This window comes from Pseudomonas sp. NPDC087626 (genome assembly GCF_044743405.1).
Lineage (GTDB): Bacteria > Pseudomonadota > Gammaproteobacteria > Pseudomonadales > Pseudomonadaceae > Aquipseudomonas.
In genome coordinates, this window is the sequence record NZ_JBIUWJ010000030.1 from 60,999 (window position 1) to 83,061 (window position 22,063).

The following is a 22,063-nucleotide window of genomic DNA, read 5'->3' on the forward strand; positions in this document are numbered from 1 at the left end:
ATATGCTTGACCTTAAATCCCAAAGCACCCAGCAAGCCGCCATGGAAGCGTTTTTTTTCGGCTACCAGGCCTTCACTGCCAAAGCCGACGAAATGCTCGAACGCCGAGGCCTCAGCCGGGTGCACCAGCGCATCGTGTTTTTCATCGCCCGCTACCCGAGCTTGAGCGTCAAGGAATTGCTCGCGCTACTGGGCGTCAGCAAACAGGCACTGAACATGCCCTTGCGCCAATTGCTGGAAATGCACCTGGTGGACAGCGTGGCGGCCGTGGACGACAAACGTAAGCGCCTGCTGCAACTGACCAGCGACGGCGTGCGCTTCGAAGCCGCGCTGCGCCGTGAACAGGTGAAGCTGCTCGAGCGCGTGTTTGCCGAGGCAGGTGAAGCGGCGGTAGATGGCTGGCTGGCGGTAAACAAGGCCCTGGGGCAAACCCAAGCGCTCGCAGACTGAGCCCTCAGTCTGGATCAACTGGCGATATATCCCTATCGCCAGATTTTTCGTCGACAAAACCGAAAACATTATTTGCTTTATTTGTATACAAAAGCATAATTCGCTTCGTGCGAGTTCCTGACCAAGAGGTCAACAAATTCGCAAGTGCCTCAAAGAGCCGCTGCCCACCTCTGTGTCCGGCTCTGGAAATAACAATAAAACTCTTGAGGAGTACTCGCTGTGGAAAGCCGCAAATCCGAAGCACCGACGCTGGATCTCTCGCCGCCCCAACGCACCGGCTGGCTGGAGCGCCTGTTTAAACTCAGCGTGCATGGCACCACGGTGAAGACCGAGCTGATCGCCGGCCTGACCACCTTTATCACCATGGCCTACATCATCTTCGTCAACCCGAACATCATGGCCGATGCCGGCATCGATCACGGTGCGGCCTTTGTCGCCACCTGCATCGCCGCGGCGCTGGGTTGCCTGTTGATGGGGCTGTACGCCAACTGGCCAGTGGGCCTGGCGCCGGGCATGGGCTTGAACGCGTTCTTTACCTACACCGTGGTCGGGACCATGGGCTACAACTGGGAAACCGCACTGGGCGCGGTGTTCGTCTCCGGTGTGTTGTTCATGATCCTGACCTTCTCGCGAATCCGCGAATGGCTGCTCAATAGCATTCCGGTGAGCCTGCGTTATGCCATGGGGGCCGGTGTCGGCCTGTTCCTCGGGTTGATCGGCCTGAAGACCGCCGGCATCGTGGTCGACAGCCCGGCTACCCTGATCAAGCTCGGTTCCCTGCGCGAGCCAGGCCCGCTGCTGGCCGCCATCTGCTTCCTGATGATCGCCATCCTCAGCTATCACCGGGTCTTCGGCGCCATCCTCATCAGCATCATCACCGTGACCCTGGCCGGTTGGGGCCTGGGCCTGGTGCACTACGAGGGCATCATGTCCGCTCCGCCGAGCCTGGCGCCGACCTGGATGGCCATGAACGTCGCTGGCGTGTTCAACGTCAGCATGATCAGCGTGGTGCTGGCGTTCCTCTTCGTGCACATGTTCGACACCGCCGGGACCCTGATGGGTGTCGCGCAACGGGCCAACCTGGTGGGTAAGGACGGCAAGATCGAAAACCTCTCCCGCGCCATGAAGGCCGACAGTGCCTCCAGCGTGTTTGGTGCGGTGGTCGGCGTGCCTCCAGTAACCAGCTATGTGGAAAGTGCCGCGGGTGTGGCTGCGGGTGGTCGCACTGGTCTTACCGCGGTGACCGTCGGCGTGCTATTTATTGCCGCAATGTTCTTCGCACCGCTGGCAGGCATGATTCCGGCGTATGCCACCGCCGGTGCATTGATTTATGTGGCGATGCTGATGATGGGCGGCATGGCTCACATCGAGTGGGACGAAGCCACCGACAGCATTCCGGCGATCGTCACCGCGATCATGATGCCCCTGACCTTTTCGGTCGCCGACGGTATCGCGCTGGGCTTTATCACGTACGTGGCCCTGAAGGCCGGTACTGGCAAGTACAAGGAAATATCCGTAAGCCTGTGGGTTCTTTGCGCGATCTTTATCGCCAAGTTCATTTTCTTGTAAGCGTTTCAAGCGTGACCCAGCCTCACCCCGTCGGGTGGGGCTTTTGCACATATGGAGGAAAGTGATGAGTCTGGAAACCTGGCTGCTGTTCAGCGGCGCCGCCCTGGTCGTGATCCTGATCCCGGGCCCCTTGTCGTTATTGATGATCAGCAACAGCCTGAACTACGGTTTGCGCCGCTCTTACCCGGCGTTTCTCGGCGGGGTGTTTGCTTCGATCTGCCTGCTGAGCGCCTCGGCCCTGGGCCTTGGCGCGTTGCTGCTGGCCTCGGAGCAACTGTTCAGCGCGCTGAAGATCGTCGGCGCCCTGTATCTGTTCTACCTCGCCTGGCAGAGCTGGCAGCAGTCCCGGCAACCGGCCCACGCCACTGAAGTGCCCCAGGCGGCCGCTGTGCCGCGCTTTCGCGCACTGTTCGGGCGCGCCTTTGTCCTGGGGGCGAGCAATCCCAAGGACATCCTGTTCTTCGCCGCCTTCCTGCCCCAGTTCCTCAGCGCACAGCAGCCGTTCCTGCCGCAGCTGCTGATCATGATCGTCACCTGGACCCTGCTCGACCTGTGCTGCAAGCTGGCCTACGGCCTTGGCGCCCATGGTGCCGCGCGCTACCTGCGCAGCGGCAAGGGGCAAAGCTGGTTCAACCGGATCAGCGCCGGCTTGTTCAGTGGCGCGGGCGCGGCTTCCCTGTTGAGCCGCTAAAAGCATCGCGGGCAAGCCGTGCTCCTGCAGGATCTGCATCACCCTGCAAAACCGTAGGAGCAGGGCTTGCCCGCGATGGCGTCCATACAGGCGCCACACTTTTCCCGGGACGAAAAAAAGCCCGCAGTGTGAGCGGGCGAAGGACCAAAGAAGCTTTTTGCGCAGATTCTTGGGGGATCTAGCTTCCTCTGTAGGTCGAATAGCTATAAGGCGAAATCAGCAACGGCACATGGTAGTGATCCTGCTCGGCCGAGATGCCGAAACGCAGTACCACCACATCCAGGAACGCCGGCTCCGGCAGCTGGACACCGCGGGCGCGGTAGTAGTCGCCGGCATGAAACTGCAGCTGATAGACCCCGGACCGGTAGTCATCGCCTTGCAACAAGGGCGCATCACAACGGCCATCGCTGTTGGTCAGTGCGCTGGCGACCAATTCCAGCTGCGAACCCTCAACGCGGTACAACTCGACCTTGATCGAGCTGCCCGGGCAACCGTGTGCTGCATCCAAAACGTGTGTAGTCAAACGTCCCATTGATTCTGCGCGCCTGCCCGCGTGTACGGCAGTCAGGCCTCGCGCCTCCCGAAGTCAGTTGAAAAGGAGACCGCACCCTTTCGGAGCACGAAAAGTTGCGGCGAGCAGCTGATTAAGACACTTTCAATAAAAATTGTACACAATAATAATGACTTTTTATCCCAAGCTTCCTGACCTGCCCGCCTCGCCTGGTTTATCCGCAAAACCACAGCCAATCACGACCTCTCATCCATAAGTTGACCAGTCAGGCAGGTTTCTTGCAGTAGCACTGGAAGATGACAGTTGATGAAAAATGGAAAAAATCAGGCTTACAAAGCGCACATAAAGTTGTATACAATCACTCCATCGCTGTGACGCCAGCCTGTCATCTCACCATCAGGCCGCCACACCACCCCTTATCGCGAATAAGCAAACTCGAATAAGAAGGAAGACTGCAGTGAGCGCTGACTACCCACGCGACCTGATCGGTTACGGCAGTAACCCTCCCCACCCACACTGGCCGGGCAATGCCCGCATCGCTTTGTCCTTCGTGCTCAACTACGAAGAAGGCGGCGAGCGCAACATCCTGCACGGCGACAAAGAATCGGAAGCCTTCCTTTCGGAAATGGTCTCGGCGCAGCCGCTGCAGGGCGAGCGCAACATGAGCATGGAGTCCTTGTACGAGTATGGCAGCCGTGTCGGCGTCTGGCGGATTCTCAAGCTGTTCAAGGAATTCGACATTCCGCTGACCGTCTTCGCCGTGGCCATGGCCGCCCAGCGCCACCCGGACGTGATCCGCGCGATGGTCGAGGCCGGCCACGAGATCTGCAGCCACGGCTATCGCTGGATCGACTACCAGTACATGGACGAAGCGCAAGAGCGCGAGCACATGCTCGAAGCCATCCGCATCCTCACTGAAATCACCGGCGAGCGCCCATTGGGCTGGTACACCGGCCGCACCGGCCCGAACACCCGGCGACTGGTGATGGAAGAAGGCGGTTTCCTCTACGACTGCGACACCTACGACGACGACCTGCCCTACTGGGAACCGAACAACCCGACCGGCAAGCCGCACCTGGTGATCCCCTACACCCTGGACACCAACGACATGCGTTTCACCCAGGTCCAGGGTTTCAACAAGGGCGACGACTTCTTCGAATACCTCAAGGATGCGTTTGACGTGCTCTACGCCGAAGGCGCCGAGGCGCCGAAGATGCTGTCGATCGGCCTGCACTGTCGCCTGATCGGCCGTCCGGCGCGCCTGGCTTCGCTCAAGCGCTTTATCGAATACGCTAAAAGTCATGAACAGGTGTGGTTCAGCCGCCGCGTCGACATCGCTCGCCACTGGCAACAAACCCACCCGTACCAAGGGGCGTCGAAATGACCACCTTTCAAACGCTGAAACCCTCGAGCCTGAGCCGTGACGCCTTCGTCAGCGCTTTCGCCGATATCTACGAACATTCGCCATGGGTGGCCGAAAAGGCCTTCGACCTGGGCCAGGACGCTTCGATCGACGAGATCGAAACCCTGCACCAGCGCATGAGCGACATCCTGTTGAGCGCCGATCACGCAAGCCAGCTTGCGCTGATCAACGCTCACCCGGACCTGGCCGGCAAAGCTGCCGTCCAGGGCCAACTGACCGAAGCCAGCACCAATGAACAAGCCGGCGCCGGTATTCACCAATGCACGGCCGAAGAGTTTTCTCGCTTCACCGAGCTGAACGACGCCTACAAAGCCAAGTTCAAGTTTCCCTTCATCATGGCGGTAAAAGGCAGCAACCGGCATCAGATCCTCGCAGCGTTCGAAACACGCATCCACAACCCGGTCGACACCGAGTTCAAGTGCGCGTTGGCGCAGATCAACAAGATCGCGTTGTTCCGACTACTGACCCTATAGCAATCCCGGCCCAGGCTGGCTCATGAACGCCGAGACAGCCCCGGGGCCTGGCAAGCATCCCAAGCCAACTAATTAAAGGCAGACAAGAAGAATGAAAGCTTACGCCGTACCTTTCGAGAAGTTCGTCAACCTGGCCGACGCCCGCCTGGGCACCAAGATCATCTCGGTCACCGATGACTGGTTTGCCGACGCCAACCGTCTGTTCCAGCCGACCCCGGCCGTATGGAAGGAGGGCGTTTTCGATGACAACGGCAAGTGGATGGACGGCTGGGAGTCGCGCCGCAAGCGCTTCGAAGGCTACGACAGCGCTGTGATCCGCCTGGGTGTACCGGGTTCGATCAAGGGTGTGGACATCGACACTTCATTCTTCACCGGCAACTTCCCGCCATCGGCCTCCCTGGAAGCCTGCTTCCTGACCTCCGGTGAGCCGGACGCAAATACCCAATGGACCGAAGTCCTGTCGGCTGTCGAGCTGCAGGGCAATAGCCACCATTTCCACGAAATCAACAACGACCAGTCGTTCAGCCACCTGCGTTTCAACATCTACCCTGATGGTGGCGTGGCCCGTCTGCGTGTGTACGGCATTCCGTTCCGCGACTGGTCGGCCGTTGGCGACAACGAGCAGGTTGACCTGGCTGCTGCCTTGAATGGCGGTCGTGCCCTGGCCTGCTCCGATGAACACTTCGGCCGCATGAGCAACATCCTCAACCCAGGCCGCGGGATCAACATGGGCGATGGCTGGGAAACTGCCCGTCGTCGCACACCTGGCAATGACTGGGTGATCGTCGCCCTGGGCCACCCGGGCGAGATCGAGAAAATTGTCGTCGACACCCTGCACTTCAAGGGCAACTACCCAGACACTTGCTCGATCCAGGGCGCATTCGTCAAGGGCGGTACCGACAGCCAGATCGAAACCCAGTCGTTGTTCTGGCGCGAACTGTTGCCGGCACAGAAACTGGAAATGCACGCCGAACACACCTTCGCCGAGCAGATCAAGGCCCTGGGCCCGATCACCCACATCCGCCTGAACGTATTCCCGGATGGTGGTGTGAGCCGCCTGCGTGTACTGGGCAAGGTAGCTAAATAAGCGTCGCCCCTAATCGCGGGCAAGCCCGCTCCCACAAGGAATGGTGGTGTACACACAACCTGTGGGAGCTGGCTTGCCAGCGATGACGATAGAACCAACAACACAGAATCCGGATAAGAAGAACAGCATGCGCACATTGACGATTGAACCGCTGACCAAAGAAGCCTTCGCCCCTTTCGGTGACGTAATCGAAACCGACGGCAGCGATCACTTCATGATCAACAACGGTTCGACCATGCGCTTCCATAAACTGGCGACGGTGGAAACCGCCAAGCCAGAAGACAACGCGATCATCAGCATTTTCCGCGCCGACGCGCAGGACATGCCTCTGACCGTTTGCATGCTGGAGCGTCACCCGTTGGGCAGCCAGGCTTTCATTCCGCTGCTCGGCAACCCCTTTCTGATCGTGGTCGCGCCCGTTGGCGATGAACCTGTATCAGGCTTGGTCCGCGCCTTCGTCACCAACGGCAGGCAGGGCATTAATTACCATCGCGGCGTCTGGCACCACCCGGTGCTGACGATCGAAAAGCGGGATGACTTCCTGGTGGTTGATCGCAGTGGCACAGGCAATAACTGCGATGAGCATTTTTTCAAAGAGGATCAACGCTTGATCCTTGCCCCCCACCAATAAGAGAAGGTCTGATCACTCGACGACAGAGTGACAGGCGAGAGGTAAAGACTGTGGAAGCACATCTGTTCGAATGGCTGAACCTGAGCGTGCGCTGGGTTCACATGATCACTGGCGTCGCCTGGATCGGCGCGTCGTTCTATTTTGTCTGGCTGGAAAACAACCTCAATCGGGTCAACCCGAAGAACGGTCTGGCGGGCGATCTCTGGGCGATTCACGGTGGCGGGATCTACCACCTGGAGAAATACAAACTGGCTCCACCGACCATGCCGGACAACCTGCACTGGTTCAAGTGGGAGGCCTACTTCACTTGGTTGTCGGGGATCGCGCTGCTGTGCGTGGTGTTCTACTCCAACCCGACCCTGTACCTGTTGGCACCTGGCAGCAGCCTGAGCGGCCCTGAAGGGGTTCTGCTGGGCATCGGTTCGCTGTTCGCCGGCTGGTTCATCTACTCCTTCCTGTGCGACTCGGCCCTGGGCAAACGCCCTGCCCTGCTGGGTTTCATCCTGTTCGTCCTGATCATCGGCGCGGCCTACGGCTTCAGCAAAGTGTTCAGCGGCCGGGGTGCTTACCTGCACGTGGGCGCCATCATCGGCACCATCATGGTCGGTAACGTGTTCCGCATCATCATGCCGGCACAACGGGCACTGGTGGCGGCGATCGCCGAGAACCGCACCCCGGACCCGGCCCTGCCGGCCAAGGGCCTGCTGCGTTCGCGACACAACAACTACTTCACCTTGCCTGTGCTGTTCATCATGATCAGCAACCACTTCCCGAGCACCTACGGCAGCCAGTACAACTGGTTGATCCTGGCCGGGATCGCGGTGCTGGCGGTGTTGGTGCGTCACTACTTCAACACCCGCCACGACAGCCACAAGTTCGCCTGGACCCTGCCAGTCGCGGCCGTAGGCATGATCAGCCTGGCGTACGTTACCGGCCCCGCGCCGATGACCAGCCCGGAAGTGGCCAAGGCCCCCGCGCAGATCCAGTACCAGCCGCTGCCGGAAACCGCCGTCGGCGGTGGTGCGAAACCGGCTGAGGCCACGCCAGCCGCTGCTCCTGCAGCCCCGGCCCAGGCAGCCAATACCGGTCCAGGCTTTGACAAGGTGCACAGTGTGATCCAGGAACGCTGCGCGGTCTGTCACTCGGCCAAGCCCACCAGCCCGCTGTTCAGTGCCGCCCCGGGCGGCGTGATGTTCGACACCCCCGAGCAGATCCGCCAGAACGCCCCGCGCATTCAAGCCCAGGCAGTCACCACGCAGATCATGCCACTGGGCAACATCACCCAGATGACCCAGCAGGAACGTGACCTGATCGGCGCCTGGATCGTGCAGGGAGCCCAGACCAATTAAGTAGCGAAAAGCATCGCTGGCAAGCCAGCTCCCACAAGGATCACCTGAATCCTGTGGGAGCTGGCTTGCCAGCGATTGGCCGCGCCGCGGTCCTCCCTGCTGCACAAAATCACAAGAATAAAAAAGATCCGAGGTGTTGCATGTCCGTGTCATCCGAAGCGCGCATCCCCGACGCACCCGCTATCGCGCGCCTGCCGTTGTTGCAACTGATCCTGGTAGGTCTGCAACACGTTCTGTTGATGTACGGCGGCGCCATTGCGGTGCCGTTGATCATCGGACAGGCCGCTGGCCTGAGTCGTGAAGAAATCGCCTTTCTGATCAATGCCGACCTGCTGGTCGCCGGGATCGCCACCATCGTCCAGTCAATGGGCATCGGCCCCATGGGCATTCGCATGCCGGTGATGATGGGCGCCAGCTTCGCGGCGGTCGGCAGCATGGTGGCCATGGCCGGCATGCCCGGCATCGGCCTGCAAGGCATCTTCGGCGCGACCATTGCCGCAGGGTTCTTCGGCATGCTGATCGCACCGTTCATGTCCAAGGTGGTGCGTTTCTTCCCGCCTTTGGTGACCGGTACCGTCATCACTTCGATCGGTTTGTCACTGTTCCCCGTCGCGGTGAACTGGGCAGGCGGCGGCAGTTCCGCCGCACAATTCGGTTCCCCCATCTACCTCAGCATCGCCGCCCTGGTGCTGGGCACCATCTTGTTGGTACACCGCTTCATGCGCGGGTTCTGGGTCAACATTTCGGTGCTGATCGGCATGACCCTGGGCTACATCCTCTGTGGCCTTTTGGGCATGGTCGACCTCAGCGGCATGACCCAGGCGCCCTGGCTGCAGATCGTCACGCCGCTGCACTTCGGCATGCCCAAGTTTGAATTGGCGCCAATCCTGTCGATGTGCCTGGTGGTGGTGATCATCTTCGTCGAGTCCACCGGGATGTTCCTGGCGCTGGGCAAGATCACCGGCCAGGAAGTCTGCCCGCGCATGCTGCGTCGCGGCTTGCTGTGTGATGCCGGCGCCTCATTCTTCGCCGGCTTCCTCAACACCTTCACCCACTCCTCGTTTGCCCAGAACATTGGCCTGGTGCAGATGACTGGCGTGCGTTGCCGCTCGGTCACCATCGTTGCCGGGGGGTTGCTGATCCTCCTGAGCCTGCTGCCCAAGGCCGCGTTCCTGGTGGCCTCGATCCCGCCGGCAGTGCTGGGCGGCGCGGCCATCGCCATGTTCGGCATGGTCGCGGCCACCGGGATCAAGATCCTCCAGGAAGCCGACATCGCCGACCGGCGCAATCAATTGCTGGTCGCGGTGAGTATCGGCATGGGCCTGATCCCGGTGGTCCGGCCGGAATTCTTCGCCCACCTGCCGCTGTGGATGAGCCCGATCACCCACAGCGGCATTGCCATGGCCACCCTCAGCGCGCTGACGCTGAATCTGTTGTTCAACATCCTGGGTGGCAGCGAACGGGCTGCCATCAACGATTGCGCCGCTCACCCGCACTGATGCAAACGCAACATCCCCTGTAGGCGCTGGCTGCCAGCGCCTACAGGGTTGGCGGCTGCCTGCAAGAGCAAAAATAAAAACAAAAAGGGAGCAACAGATGATTCGTACACACACAAGCCTACTGTTGGGCACCAGCCTGTTGGCCGCGAGCCAGGCCATGGCCGGCGACCTGCTGCTGTGGCAAACCAACAGCCTGAGCTACCTGTACGGCAAGAATTTCGCGATCAACCCATCGATCCAGCAGACCGTGACCTTCGAGCACGCTGACCGCTGGAAGTACGGTGACACCTTTCTGTTCGTCGACAAGATCTTCTACAACGGCAAGGAAGACCCCAACAAAGGCCCCCACAGCTTTTACGGCGAGTTCAGCCCACGCCTGTCGGCAGGCAAGATCTTCGACCAGAAACTGCAATTAGGTCCGATCAAGGACGTATTGCTGGCCATGACCTATGAGTATGGCGAAGGCGAAAGCGAAGCCTACCTGATTGGCCCCGGCTTCGACCTGGCGGTGCCCGGGTTCAACTACGTGACCCTGAACTTCTACCGACGCCAGACCGAAGGGCCGCGCCCAGGTGACGGGGTCTGGCAGATCACCCCGACCTGGTCCTACACCATTCCCGCCGGCCGCTCCGACGTGCTGATCGACGGCTACCTCGACTGGGTCGTGGACAACGACCAGAACTCACGCGGCACCTATCACGCCAACCTGCACCTCAACCCGCAGATCAAGTACGACCTGGGCAAGGCCCTCAATGGCCCGGCCAAACAGATCTACGTCGGGGCCGAATACAGCTACTGGAAAAACAAGTACGGCATCGAGGACAACGCCAATCTGGACACCAACCAGAACACCGCCAGCCTGCTGATCAAGGTGCACTTCTAGAATGGCCCGCAACGGTGCCCCAGGTTTGATACCGGTGCGCTGTTGCGGGGCGCTTGAGCCGTGGCGCGGGAGCCAGTATTCTCCGCGGCCGTCTGAATCCGGTATAAAAAAAAGCCCGGATTTAATTCCTGACCAGAAAGCCAACTTATCCCGGCCCTGGACGGTCACGAGGCTAGACAGACAAAAGCCCAATGGACGCTTGATCGACTGTTTTCGAACAGCCGACCAGGCGTTTTTTGCCTTTTTAAATGCCTTGGCCCAGCTCTTGCTAAGAGCTGTAAAGCTGACCGATTGGATGGTTTTTGCAGCACTGAAAAAAGGCGCCACACCAGAGCGCCGTCAAAAAAAACGTGGAACACCTACTTTGGGAGCAACCGAATGAAACGTACGTGCACTAGCCTGATGCTCGCCGGATCCTTGCTGGCAGGGGGCCAGGCCATGGCCGGCGATCTGCTGCAGTGGCAGAACAACAGCCTGACCTATCTCTACGGCAAAGACTTTCAAGTCAACCCGCGCATCCAGCAGACCGTGACCTTCGAGCACGCCGACGCCTGGAAGTACGGCGACAACTTCTTCTTTATCGACAAGATCTTCTACAACGGCAAAGAAGATGCCTTCGCCGGTGAGAACACCCACTACGGTGAGCTCCAGCCGCGCCTGTCATTCAACAAGATCTTCGACCAGAAGTTCGAGTTTGGCCCAATCAAGGACGTGCTGCTGGCCATGACCTACGAGTTTGGCGAAGACGACACCGAGTCCTACCTGATCGGTCCGGGCTTCGACCTGGCCATTCCAGGCTTCGACTACTTCCAGCTGAACTTCTACAACCGCCACACTGAAGGCGACCGTCCGGGTGACGATGTCTGGCAGATCACCCCTGTGTGGTCCTACACCATCCCTGTCGGCGGCTCCGATGTGCTGATCGACGGTTTCATGGACTGGGTGGTCGACAACGACGTCAACAGCAAAGGCGAATACCACGCCAACCTGCACTTCAACCCACAGGTCAAATACGACCTGGGCAAGGCCCTGAACCTGGGCGAGAAGCAGTTGTACGTCGGTGTCGAGTATGACTACTGGAAAAACAAATACGGGATTGAAGACAGCCAAGGCTTCAAGACCGATCAGAGCGTGACCAGCTTCCTGGTCAAGGTGCACTTCTGAGTCTGGACTGACCAACCGGCATCACCCTTCACCCGCCAACGCGCATCGTAGGCGGGTGAAGGGCGATGCCTGTCAGGCCGGAATCACCGGCTCCCGCACCCCAAGAAACCGACACAACTCCTCCCGCTTGGCCAAGGCATCGCGCCGGCCGAGTTCGATCAGCTCGCTGCAGTATCCCGCCTCGAACAGCAGGTAACTCAACACCCCTGCCCCGCTAGTCTTGGTTGCCCCCGGGCCGCGCAGGAACAGGCGCAGTGCCGCCGGCAATTCCTGGCGGTGCCGTGCGGCGATCTCGTCGATCGGCTGGCTCGGCGCAATCACCAACACCTCTACCGGTGCCACACCCAGGGCGCGGGTTGGCGTGCCATCGGGCAGCAAGTGGCTGAACTGGTTCAGGCGTTGCAACAACTCGATGTCGCTTTCCAGGCTGTCAATGAAGGTGCTGTTGAGCATGTGCCCGCCGATCTGCGCCAAGGACGGCTGCTGGCCGGTGTAGGTGCGCAGGGAGGTGTCGGGATCGACGCCGCGCGGGTTGCCACTGACACCCACTACCAGCACCCGGCTCGCCCCCAGGTGCAACGCCGGGCTGATCGGCGCCGACTGGCGTACCGCGCCGTCGCCGAAGTACTCATTGCCGATTTTCACGGGTGCAAACAACAGGGGAATGGCCGAACTGGCCAGCAGGTGCTCGACGCTCAACCGGGTCGGCACGCCGATGCGCCGGTGCCGCAGCCAGGGGTCGATGCTGCGACCGCCCTGATAAAAGGTTACCGCCTGTCCGGATTCATAGCCAAAGGCGGTGACGGCCACAGCGTGCAGTTGTTTTTGCGCGATGGCCTGATCGATGCCCGACAGGTCCAGCCTGGTGTGGAGCAGATCACTCAAGGGCGAGCTGTTGAGCAGCGCCACCGGCACCTTGGCGCCGATCCCCAGCAGACTGTGGGTGACAAAACGACTGGCCTGGCTAATCACACCGGGCCAGTCGCTGCGCAGCACCTGATGGCTGCGAAAGCCCTGCCAGAACGCGGTCAGGCGTTCGATGGCGGCCGTGAAGTCCATGGCCCCGGCGGCCAGGCTGACCGCATTGACTGCCCCAGCCGAGGTGCCGACGATTATCGGGAACGGATTGGCCGCGCCGGCCGGCAACAGTTGCGCGATGGCCGCCAATACGCCTACCTGGTACGCCGCCCGAGCCCCGCCGCCGGAAAGAATCAAGCCTGTCACCGGTTCAGCCGAACTCATCGCCACACTCCCTGGTGCTGGTTATTGACGGTAGGCCGTCGCGGGCTCAACCACGCTTGTCGTAGAGTTTCGGCTCGCCCGGCGGCCGGCTCTTGAAGCGCCGGTGCGCCCACAGGTACTGCTCGGGGCAGGCGCTGACGGCGCTTTCGATCCACTGGTTGATGCGGATGCAGTCGGCTTCGTCGCTGGCCCCCGGGAAATCGCTGAACGGCGGGTGGATCACCAGGCGGTAACCGCTGCCATCGGCCAGGCGTTCCTGGGTGAACGGCACCACCAGCGCCTTGCCCAGCTTGGCAAACTTGCTGGTGGCCGGCACCGTGGCCGCGAGAATGCCAAACAACGGCACAAAGATACTTTGCTTGGCGCCGTAGTCCTGGTCCGGTGCATACCAGATCGCCCGGCCTGCGCGCAGCAGCTTGAACATGCCACGCACGTCCTCGCGCTCGATCGCCAGGGAGTCGAGGTTATGCCGCTCGCGGCCACGACGCTGGATGAAATCGAATAGCGGGTTCTTGTGCTCGCGGTACATGCCATCGATGGTGTGTTGCTGGCCCAGCAGCGCCGCGCCGACTTCCAGGGTGGTGAAGTGCAAGGCCATCAGGATCACGCCCTGGCCATCGCGCTGGGCCTGCTTGAGATGCTCCAGGCCTTCGATATGGGACAGGCGCGCCAGGCGCTCGCGTGGCCACCACCAACTCATGGCCATTTCAAAGAAGGCAATGCCGGTGGAGGCGAAGTTTTCCTTGAGCAGACGTTTGCGTTCGTCGGGAGTTTTCTCGGGAAAACACAGCTCAAGGTTACGTTTGGCGATGCGCCGACGGTCGCTGGCGACCCGATACATGCCGGCCCCCAGCACACGACCAATGCGCAACAGCCACGAATACGGCAACTGGACAACCAGCCACAGCAGCCCTAGACCGCACCATAGCGGCCAAAAACGTGGCGAAAGAAATGCAGCTCGAAATTGCGGGCGATCCATTAACGATTCCGGACGGACAACAAGGTCGCGCATTCTACATCGGTTCGACCCTGCTTGCGGGCTGCGGGCGTTCTCGTTATAAGTCTCGGCACTTTTAGTGACAAGCCGTTGTATGCCAACCATGAGCCAAACCGAACTGCTAGACCAAGATCCCGTGTTCCAGTTGAAGGGCAGCATGCTCGCCATTACGGTGCTGGAGCTGGCCCGCAATGACCTGGAAATCCTCGACCGGCAGCTGGCTGCAAAGGTAGCTCTGGCACCTAATTTCTTCAGCAACGCCCCGCTGGTGCTGGCCCTGGACAAGCTACCGGCCAGTGAAGGCTCGGTGGACCTGCCGGCCCTGATGCGCGTATGTCGCCACCATGGCCTGCGTACCCTGGCCATCCGCGCCAGCCGTATCGAGGACATTGCCGCGGCCATTGCCGTCGACCTGCCGGTGTTACCGCCGTCGGGTGCCCGCGAGCGCGCCCTTGAACCGCTGGAAGGTGAAGTGCGCAAAAAACCGGAAAAACCACCGGAGCCGAGCATCAAGCCGACGCGCATCATCACTTCGCCAGTACGTGGCGGCCAGCAGATCTACGCCCAGGGCAGCGACCTGGTGGTGGTGTCCTCGGTCAGCCCGGGGGCGGAACTTCTGGCCGATGGCAACATCCATGTATACGGGCCGATGCGCGGTCGTGCGCTGGCCGGGGTCAAAGGCGACACCAAGGCACGGATTTTCTGCCAGCAAATGAGCGCTGAACTGCTGTCCATCGCCGGTCATTACAAGGTTTCCGAAGATCTTCGTCGCGACCCGCTCTGGGGGGCCGGCGTACAAGTCAGCCTGTCGGGCGACGTGTTGAACATCATTCGGCTTTAACGGATACTGCCGCATTTTCCAAGCATCTCTAAAACGTAGTGAAAACGGCTCAAACGAAGTAGGAAAATGGCATAGAGCGGTGTTTACCGGAGGTAAACCCTGCCCCAGGCCCGATTCCAGCCAAGGCTGTCCGACTGCAGTAGTTTTCAAGAGATGTTTTTCGGGGCTAAAAGTCCTTTTTCCTTAGGGGTGAAACACCTTGGCCAAGATTCTCGTGGTTACATCCGGCAAGGGTGGTGTGGGTAAGACCACCACCAGCGCCGCTATCGGTACCGGCCTCGCTCTGCGTGGTCACAAAACAGTCATCGTCGACTTCGACGTCGGCCTGCGTAACCTCGACCTGATCATGGGTTGCGAGCGTCGCGTAGTGTATGACTTCGTCAATGTGGTCAATGGCGAAGCCAACCTGCAGCAGGCCCTGATCAAGGACAAGCGCCTTGAGAACCTCTACGTCCTGGCAGCCAGTCAGACCCGCGACAAAGACGCGCTGACCGTCGAAGGCGTGGAAAAGGTGCTGATGGCACTCAAGGAAGATTTCGAATTCGTGGTCTGCGACTCCCCGGCGGGCATCGAGAAAGGCGCCCACCTGGCCATGTACTTCGCTGATGAAGCGATTGTCGTGACCAACCCGGAAGTGTCCTCGGTACGTGACTCGGACCGCATGCTGGGCCTGCTGGCCAGCAAATCGCGACGCGCCGAAAACGGCGAAGACCCGATCAAGGAACACCTGCTGTTGACTCGCTACAACCCTGAGCGCGTCAGCAACGGCGAAATGCTTGGCGTCGAAGACGTCAAGGAGATTCTGGCCGTCACCCTGCTTGGCGTGATTCCAGAGTCGCAAGCCGTACTCAAGGCTTCCAACCAAGGCGTGCCAGTGATTCTCGACGACCAGAGCGACGCCGGTAAGGCGTACAGCGATGCCGTCGATCGTCTGTTGGGCAAAACCGTGGAACACCGGTTCCTTGATGTTGAGAAGAAGGGATTCTTCGAGCGCCTTTTTGGAGGTAGATAATGAATCTTTTTGACTTCTTTCGCGCCAGCAAAAAAACCAGCACCGCGTCGGTAGCGAAAGAGCGTCTGCAGATCATCGTGGCGCATGAACGCGGCCAGCGCAGCACCCCTGACTACCTGCCAGCCTTGCAAAAGGAACTGGTCGAGGTGATCCGCAAGTACGTCAATATCGGGTCCGACGACGTGCATGTTGCACTGGAAAACCAGGGCAGCTGCTCGATTCTGGAACTCAATATCACCCTGCCAGATCGCTGAGTCGATCCGGCTGGAGCCACGGCGGCTCAGGTCCCCCAGGTTTGCTGGAGGGGCCTGAGTCGCCGTTGGCGTTTGTTACGAGGCTGTTTTAATGCCGTTGTCCAATATCCACATCCTCCACCAGGACGCCGCCGTCCTGGTGGTGAACAAGCCTACCCTGCTGCTCTCGGTGCCTGGCCGCGCCGACGACAACAAGGACTGCCTGATTACTCGCCTGCAGGAAAACGGCTACCCGGAAGCGCGTATCGTCCATCGCCTGGACTGGGAAACCTCGGGGATCATCCTGCTGGCCCGCGACCCGGATACCCATCGTGAACTGTCTCGGCAATTTCACGACCGTGAAACCGAAAAAGCCTACACGGCGCTGTGCTGGGGCCAACCGGAACTGGACAGTGGCAGTATCGATCTGCCGCTGCGCTACGACCCACCGACCAAACCACGCCACGTGGTCGACCACGAGTTCGGCAAACATGCGCTGACCTTCTGGCGCGTGCTGGAGCGCTGTGGTGACTGGTGCCGGGTGGAGCTGACGCCGATTACCGGTCGCTCGCACCAATTGCGCGTGCACATGCTCTCCATCGGCCATCCGCTGTTGGGCGACGGGCTGTACGCCCACCCCCAAGCCCTGGCGGCGTATCCTCGGCTGTGCCTGCACGCCAGCATGCTGAGCTTTACCCACCCGCAAAGTGGTGAACGCCTGCGCTTTGAGTGCCCGGCACCCTTTTGAGCGCCTTGAAGCCCTTTCAAGCAACCCGTCGAAACCTGAAGGACGCCTGGACCGATGACGCCTGACTCCCCACAACCGTCGACGCCCCTTGAGAAAGCGCCGCAGCAGTTGCTCTATCTGGTCTACGGCGACAAGGACGTGTACCGGCGCGAAGCCAAGTTCAGCATCCTCACGGCGCTGGCCCAACTGAAAAAGGCCGAGCCGCTGTGCATCCGCGTCCTCACCGATCGCCCGCAGGACTACGCCGGCTGGCCGGTCGAAACCATCGCCCTGAGCGATGAGATCATGACCGCCTGGCAGGGCAGCAACGGCTATCACCACCGGCGCAAGGCCTGCGCCATTGCCTACGGCCTGACGCTGGCGCACAAGACCCTGTTCGTCGACACCGACACGCTGTTCCTCGACAACCCCCTGCGGGTGTTCGAGCACATTGGCCCCGGCCAGTACGTGATGGATCGCTTCGAGTACGACTGGCGCACTGTCTGCGAACGCGCGGACTACCTCAAGCTGGGCACTTGCCTGCAAGCCCACGGGGTCACGCCTGACAACGGGTTCAAGCTGTACAACAGTGGCCTGTGTGGCGTCACCGACAGCGATAGCCCCTTGCTTGAACGCAGCATCGAGTTGATCGACGAGTGGACCCGCGATGGGTTCGATATCCACACCATCGAACAGATCGCCCTGTCCTTCGCCATGCGCGACAAGCCGGTGCATGAAGCCAACCGCTACATCTACCACTACTTCGCCGAGAAGGGCTTTTTCCATGCCATGCAAAAGCACTTCTTCAGCCTGCATGGCGAACGCTTCCGCGCCGAACTGCCCACGCTGTGCACCGAGGTGCCCCGCTGCAAACCGATCCCCTCGCCGTGGCAGCGCCTGCGCATCAAGTGGAAGCTGCGCAACAAGCGTGGTGCGGTGAAAAAGGTCGGCCGTGCGTTGCTCTATGGCAGTGCCGCCCCCGAGCACCCGTACTACGAAGTGTGTCGTCATGAATGGTGGGAGTCGGCTTCGCGGGAGATTCTGCGTTGGGACGAAGGCACGCGAAAGCAGTTCTTCGGCCCCGACCAGGGACGCTGGCCGAAACACCTGCCCAAGCCGGCAAAGTCGGCGGACGAACAAACCATCATTGCCTACCTGCGCAAGCGTTTGGCACATTGATCCCGTGTCGCGAGTCGATTGCCGTGCGCCACACGCACTTGCCCAATGCGTGTGGCCAATACGTTAAACTCGCGGCACTGCTGTCTGGAGCTACTTATGCGCGAAGAGTTGAACCAAGGCCTGATCGACTTCCTCAAGGCCTCCCCTACCCCCTTTCATGCCACTGCCAGCCTGGTCCAGCGCCTGGAAGCGGCGGGCTATCAGCGCCTTGACGAGCGCGAGTCCTGGACTACCGAAGCCAACGGTCGTTACTACGTAACCCGTAACGACTCCTCGATCGTGGCCATCAAGCTGGGCCGCAACTCGCCGCTGTACGACGGCATTCGCATGGTCGGCGCCCATACCGACAGCCCGTGCCTGCGGGTCAAGCCGCAACCTGAACTGCAACGCCAGGGGTTCTGGCAACTGGGCGTCGAAGTCTATGGCGGCGCGCTGCTTGCCCCCTGGTTCGATCGCGACCTGTCGCTGGCCGGACGCGTGACCTTCCGCCGCGACGGCAAGGTCGAAAGCCAGTTGATCGACTTCAAGGCGCCGATCGCCACCATTCCCAACCTGGCCATTCACCTCAACCGTGAGGCCAACCTGGGCTGGGCGATCAACGCGCAGACCGAACTGCCGCCGATCCTCGCGCAATTTGCCGGTGACGAGCGCGTCGATTTCCGCGCCGTGCTCACCAACCAACTGGCCCTGGAACACGGCCTGAATGCCGACGTGGTGCTGGACTACGAGTTGAGCTTCTACGACACCCAAAGTGCTGCGGTGATTGGCCTGCACGGCGATTTCATTGCCGGTGCGCGCCTGGACAACCTGCTGTCGTGCTACGCCGGCCTGCAAGCGCTGCTGAGCGCCGAGACTGACGAGACCTGCGTGTTTGTCGCCAACGACCACGAAGAAGTCGGCTCCTGCTCGGCCTGCGGTGCCGACGGCCCGATGCTGGAGCAGACCCTGCGCCGCCTGCTGCCCGAAGGTGAGGAGTTCGTGCGCACCATCCAGAAATCCCTGTTGATCTCGGCCGACAATGCCCACGGCGTGCACCCCAACTACGCCGACAAGCACGACGCCAACCATGGCCCGAAACTCAATGCCGGCCCGGTGATCAAGGTCAACAGCAACCAGCGCTACGCCACCAACAGTGAAACCGCCGGTTTCTTCCGCCACCTGTGCATGGCCGAAGAAGTACCCGTGCAGAGCTTCGTGGTGCGCAGTGACATGGGTTGCGGCTCGACCATCGGCCCGATCACCGCCAGCCACCTGGGCGTGCGAACCGTGGACATCGGCCTGCCGACGTTCGCCATGCACTCGATCCGCGAACTGTGCGGCAGCCACGACCTGGTGCACCTGGTCAAAGTGCTGAGCGCGTTCTACGCCTGCCGCGAATTGCCATGACCCGTCACGGCGAGGGTGCTGGTGCCCTCGCCGCGAATTGCCCTGGCGTTGACATTCATCACGCCCGTTGACGCAAAAGCCACCTAAACTTAAACCTGTACCTTTCTAAGGCTGTCGCCATGATCTCGATGTCTTTGTTCAACTCCATGCTCATTCCGATCCTGTCGGGGATGATCCTGCTGGCCATCGGCTTCAACTTTCGCGACAAGAACGCCGGCGTGTTCTCGATGTGGATCGGCATGCTGGTGATTCTCGCCACCGTGGTCATCAAGATCCTCGCCAAGCTCAACGAATAAAAGCACCCGCCACGCTCGCATTGGCTTTGCCCCGCTCGTACACTCGGTCAACCTGCACCTGTTGAGGTTGACCGCCTAGTGTTTGCTCGCCTGTTCGCCCTGCCGTCCACGTTGTTCATTTGCCTGCTGCTGTTGCTGCCCGTGGCGTCGGCCCAGGCGGTCGGCTTGCCGAGCCTGCTCGGCAGCTCCAGCAAAACCCAGCCGCAAGCGAACGAGCCGTTGGGGCAATCGCTGGACGAAGTGATCAAGTCGCTGGAAAACGACCAGCAACGGGCCAAGCTGCTGGCCGACCTGAAAAAACTGCGCGACGCCACGAAAAAGGCCCAGCCACCCGCGGAAGAAGGCGTGCTGGGCCTGATCGGCGGCACCCTGTCGAGCCTGGAAAAACAACTCACCGGCGCCGACAGCCCGATCACCCGCTGGAGCGCCGAATTTGACCAGGCCAAGGAAGAATTCAGCAGCCTGATGCTGCCGGCGAGCGAGTGGCTGCCGATCATCTTTGGCTTTGCCGTGGTGCTGATGCTCTGGAGCCTGCTCGCCGCGGCCCTGATCTGGCTCAGCCACCGCTTGCGCATGCGCTTCGGCCTGACCGAAGAGCTGCCACAACATCCCCGGACCTGGGACCTGGTGCGCTTCGCCCTGCGCAAGCTCGGGCCCTGGCTGATCGCCCTGGTGATCACCGTCTACATGAGCTACGCCCTGCCGCCCTCCCTGGGCAAGTACCTGGCGATGGTGCTGGCCTATGCACTGGTCGTGGGGACCTGCTTCTCGGCAGTCTGCGTGATTGCCTTTTCCCTGCTCGATGGTCCGCACCGCCACCGCGCGTTGTACATCCTGCGGCACCAGGCCTTCCGCCCGCTGTGGCTGATCGGCAGCTTTGCCGCATTCGGCGAAGCCTTGAACGACCCAAGGCTGGTGGCCAGCCTGGGGATTCACCTGGCCCACGCCACCGCCACCGTGGCCAATGTACTGGCCGCCCTGTCTACCGGCCTGTTCATCCTGCGTTTCCGTCGTCCCATCGCGCACCTGATCCGCAACCAGCCGCTGTCGCGACGCCTGACCCGCCGCGCCCTCAGCGACACGATCGAGATCCTCGGTACCTTCTGGTACCTGCCAGCCCTGGTGCTGGTGGGCATCTCCCTGTTTGCCACCTTCGTCTCGGCAGGCGACACCAGCACCGCCCTGCGCCAGGCGCTGATCTGCACCGTGCTGCTGGTGGTGTGCATGGTCATCAACGGCCTGGTTCGCCGGCATTCCCTCAAACCGCAACGCGGGGCCAAGCGCCACGCGCTGTACTCCGAACGCCTCAAGAGCTTCTGCTACACCCTGGTGCACCTGGCGATCTGGCTGGTGTTCATCGAACTGGGCCTGCGGGTCTGGGGCATGTCGTTGATCCGCTTCACCGAAGGCGAAGGCCATGACGTCAGCGTCAAATTGTTCAGCCTGGCCGGCACCCTGATTTTCGCCTGGTTGATCTGGATCCTCAGCGACACCGCCGTGCACCACGCCCTCACCCGCTCGCGCAAAGGCCTGGCCAATGCCCGTGCGCAGACCATGATGCCGCTGATTCGCAACGTGCTGTTCGTGGCGATTTTCATCATCGCGCTGATCGTCGCCCTGGCCAACATGGGCATGAACGTCACCCCGCTGCTGGCCGGTGCCGGTGTCATCGGCCTGGCCATCGGTTTTGGTGCCCAGTCTCTGGTGGCCGACCTGATCACCGGGCTGTTCATCATCATCGAGGACTCCCTGGCCATCGACGACTACGTCGACGTCGGCGGCCACCTGGGCACTGTCGAAGGCCTGACCATCCGCACCGTACGCCTGCGGGACATCGACGGCATCGTCCACACCATCCCGTTCAGCGAAATCAAAAGCATCAAGAACTACTCGCGCGAGTTCGGCTACGCCATCTTCCGCGTGGCGGTGCCCTACAACATGGAAATCGACGAAGCGATCAAACTGATGCGCGACGTCGGCCAGAAAATCCGTAACGATCCGCTGCAACGCCGCAACATCTGGTCGCCGCTGGAGATCCAGGGCGTCGAGAGTTTCGAGTCCGGCAGTGCGATCCTGCGCGCCCGGTTCAAGACCGCGCCGATCAAGCAGTGGGAAGTGTCACGGGCGTTCAACCTGTCGCTCAAGCGCCATATGGACGAGGCCGGCCTGGACCTGGCGACGCCACGCATGAGCGTCCAGGTGATTACCCCGGGAGGGGGGACCGAGAAGGATTGATGGTGCCTGACATGCCGCTAGCCCGCGATGGGCGTAGGTATCTACACAGCTTTGTGGCGGCCTGTGGGCCTACCGGAGGTGTTGGATTCGGCCGAGTACATATCCATTTTTGCGGTAACGGCCTCCTATGGTTCCGCTTTTACAGCGGCTCACTTTTGGAGGAGCCCAAAAGTAAGCAAAAGGCTC

23 protein-coding genes are annotated in these 22,063 nt (G+C 60.9%); 20 read left to right on the forward strand and 3 right to left on the reverse strand.

The genetic code is table 11. From position 1 onward, the window contains the following. The first annotated feature begins 2 nt into the window (after positions 1-2). The 3 genes from ACIOVD_RS21900 (at position 3) to ACIOVD_RS21910 (ending at position 2,709) form a co-directional block, all read left to right on the forward strand. Positions 3-449, forward strand: coding sequence for a MarR family winged helix-turn-helix transcriptional regulator (locus ACIOVD_RS21900; RefSeq protein ID WP_159997412.1), 447 nt, complete (start codon positions 3-5; stop codon positions 447-449). Positions 450-668: 219 nt separating this feature from the next. After that, on the forward strand, positions 669-2,018 hold the full coding sequence (locus ACIOVD_RS21905) for an NCS2 family permease (protein WP_401130161.1): 1,350 nt from the start codon (positions 669-671) through the stop codon (positions 2,016-2,018). A gap of 64 nt (positions 2,019-2,082) precedes the next feature. Beyond that, positions 2,083-2,709 carry a LysE family translocator gene (locus ACIOVD_RS21910; RefSeq protein ID WP_095167942.1) on the forward strand — a complete coding sequence of 209 codons (627 nt, stop codon included), beginning with the start codon at positions 2,083-2,085 and terminating at the stop codon, positions 2,707-2,709. 178 nt (positions 2,710-2,887) lie between these two features. Here the strand turns inward: ACIOVD_RS21910 and uraH are convergent, their stop codons facing one another. Beyond that, positions 2,888-3,241: a hydroxyisourate hydrolase gene (gene uraH / locus ACIOVD_RS21915; RefSeq protein WP_095078352.1), complete on the reverse strand. Its 354-nt coding sequence runs from the start codon at positions 3,239-3,241 to the stop codon at positions 2,888-2,890. Between the two features lie 436 nt (positions 3,242-3,677). Between uraH and puuE the strand changes: the two genes are divergently transcribed. The 9 genes from puuE (at position 3,678) to ACIOVD_RS21960 (ending at position 11,729) form a co-directional block, all read left to right on the forward strand. After that, a complete protein-coding gene (gene puuE, locus ACIOVD_RS21920) occupies positions 3,678-4,604 on the forward strand; it encodes an allantoinase PuuE (RefSeq protein ID WP_095167940.1) in 927 nt (308 codons plus the stop codon). Then, complete coding sequence (gene uraD, locus ACIOVD_RS21925; RefSeq protein WP_095167938.1) at positions 4,601-5,116, forward strand: 2-oxo-4-hydroxy-4-carboxy-5-ureidoimidazoline decarboxylase; 516 nt, start codon at positions 4,601-4,603, stop codon at positions 5,114-5,116. Before puuE ends, uraD begins: the two co-directional genes overlap by 4 nt. Before the next feature lie 91 nt (positions 5,117-5,207). Then, on the forward strand, positions 5,208-6,203 hold the full coding sequence (alc, locus tag ACIOVD_RS21930; protein ID WP_095167936.1) for an allantoicase: 996 nt from the start codon (positions 5,208-5,210) through the stop codon (positions 6,201-6,203). A gap of 127 nt (positions 6,204-6,330) precedes the next feature. Further along, positions 6,331-6,834 (forward strand): ureidoglycolate lyase, encoded by a 504-nt coding sequence (locus ACIOVD_RS21935; RefSeq protein ID WP_095167934.1) that lies wholly within the window; start codon positions 6,331-6,333, stop codon positions 6,832-6,834. A gap of 50 nt (positions 6,835-6,884) precedes the next feature. Next, on the forward strand, positions 6,885-8,183 hold the full coding sequence (locus ACIOVD_RS21940) for a urate hydroxylase PuuD (protein WP_159997416.1): 1,299 nt from the start codon (positions 6,885-6,887) through the stop codon (positions 8,181-8,183). A 140-nt stretch (positions 8,184-8,323) separates the two neighbouring features. After that, positions 8,324-9,682 carry a nucleobase:cation symporter-2 family protein gene (locus ACIOVD_RS21945; protein ID WP_320332825.1) on the forward strand — a complete coding sequence of 453 codons (1,359 nt, stop codon included), beginning with the start codon at positions 8,324-8,326 and terminating at the stop codon, positions 9,680-9,682. Positions 9,683-9,779: 97 nt separating this feature from the next. Next, positions 9,780-10,565 (forward strand): outer membrane protein OmpK, encoded by a 786-nt coding sequence (locus ACIOVD_RS21950; protein ID WP_095167929.1) that lies wholly within the window; start codon positions 9,780-9,782, stop codon positions 10,563-10,565. A 1-nt stretch (position 10,566) separates the two neighbouring features. After that, complete coding sequence (locus ACIOVD_RS21955) at positions 10,567-10,947, forward strand: hypothetical protein (protein ID WP_143501178.1); 381 nt, start codon at positions 10,567-10,569, stop codon at positions 10,945-10,947. Next, the gene (locus ACIOVD_RS21960) at positions 10,944-11,729 is read left to right on the forward strand and encodes an outer membrane protein OmpK (protein WP_095167928.1); all 786 of its coding nucleotides are present in this window, start codon (positions 10,944-10,946) and stop codon (positions 11,727-11,729) included. The genes ACIOVD_RS21955 and ACIOVD_RS21960 overlap by 4 nt, the downstream gene beginning before the upstream one ends. Positions 11,730-11,801: 72 nt before the next feature. Here the strand turns inward: ACIOVD_RS21960 and ACIOVD_RS21965 are convergent, their stop codons facing one another. Then, positions 11,802-12,971: a patatin-like phospholipase family protein gene (locus ACIOVD_RS21965; protein WP_401130167.1), complete on the reverse strand. Its 1,170-nt coding sequence runs from the start codon at positions 12,969-12,971 to the stop codon at positions 11,802-11,804. Positions 12,972-13,017: 46 nt separating this feature from the next. Continuing rightward, positions 13,018-13,950: a lipid A biosynthesis lauroyl acyltransferase gene (locus ACIOVD_RS21970; protein ID WP_159997418.1), complete on the reverse strand. Its 933-nt coding sequence runs from the start codon at positions 13,948-13,950 to the stop codon at positions 13,018-13,020. Positions 13,951-14,071: 121 nt separating this feature from the next. Here ACIOVD_RS21970 and minC point away from each other — a divergent pair, with 121 nt between their 5' ends. From minC to ACIOVD_RS22010, 8 genes are all read left to right on the forward strand, one after another. Next, positions 14,072-14,809 (forward strand): septum site-determining protein MinC, encoded by a 738-nt coding sequence (gene minC / locus ACIOVD_RS21975; RefSeq protein ID WP_095167923.1) that lies wholly within the window; start codon positions 14,072-14,074, stop codon positions 14,807-14,809. A gap of 199 nt (positions 14,810-15,008) precedes the next feature. Beyond that, entirely contained in the window at positions 15,009-15,821 is an 813-nt protein-coding gene (gene minD, locus ACIOVD_RS21980; RefSeq protein ID WP_095167921.1) for a septum site-determining protein MinD, read from the forward strand. Next, a complete protein-coding gene (gene minE, locus ACIOVD_RS21985; protein ID WP_095167919.1) occupies positions 15,821-16,075 on the forward strand; it encodes a cell division topological specificity factor MinE in 255 nt (84 codons plus the stop codon). The genes minD and minE overlap by 1 nt, the downstream gene beginning before the upstream one ends. A 91-nt stretch (positions 16,076-16,166) precedes the next feature. Continuing rightward, positions 16,167-16,802 (forward strand): RluA family pseudouridine synthase, encoded by a 636-nt coding sequence (locus ACIOVD_RS21990; RefSeq protein WP_027620023.1) that lies wholly within the window; start codon positions 16,167-16,169, stop codon positions 16,800-16,802. A 54-nt stretch (positions 16,803-16,856) separates the two neighbouring features. Continuing rightward, positions 16,857-17,960 carry a hypothetical protein gene (locus ACIOVD_RS21995; RefSeq protein WP_095167917.1) on the forward strand — a complete coding sequence of 368 codons (1,104 nt, stop codon included), beginning with the start codon at positions 16,857-16,859 and terminating at the stop codon, positions 17,958-17,960. A gap of 96 nt (positions 17,961-18,056) precedes the next feature. Next, positions 18,057-19,346 (forward strand): M18 family aminopeptidase, encoded by a 1,290-nt coding sequence (locus tag ACIOVD_RS22000; RefSeq protein WP_095167916.1) that lies wholly within the window; start codon positions 18,057-18,059, stop codon positions 19,344-19,346. Positions 19,347-19,465: 119 nt separating this feature from the next. Continuing rightward, a complete protein-coding gene (locus ACIOVD_RS22005; protein ID WP_174244590.1) occupies positions 19,466-19,642 on the forward strand; it encodes a hypothetical protein in 177 nt (58 codons plus the stop codon). Between the two features lie 78 nt (positions 19,643-19,720). Beyond that, a complete protein-coding gene (locus ACIOVD_RS22010) occupies positions 19,721-21,877 on the forward strand; it encodes a mechanosensitive ion channel family protein (RefSeq protein ID WP_401130171.1) in 2,157 nt (718 codons plus the stop codon). The last annotated feature ends 186 nt before the right edge of the window (positions 21,878-22,063 follow it).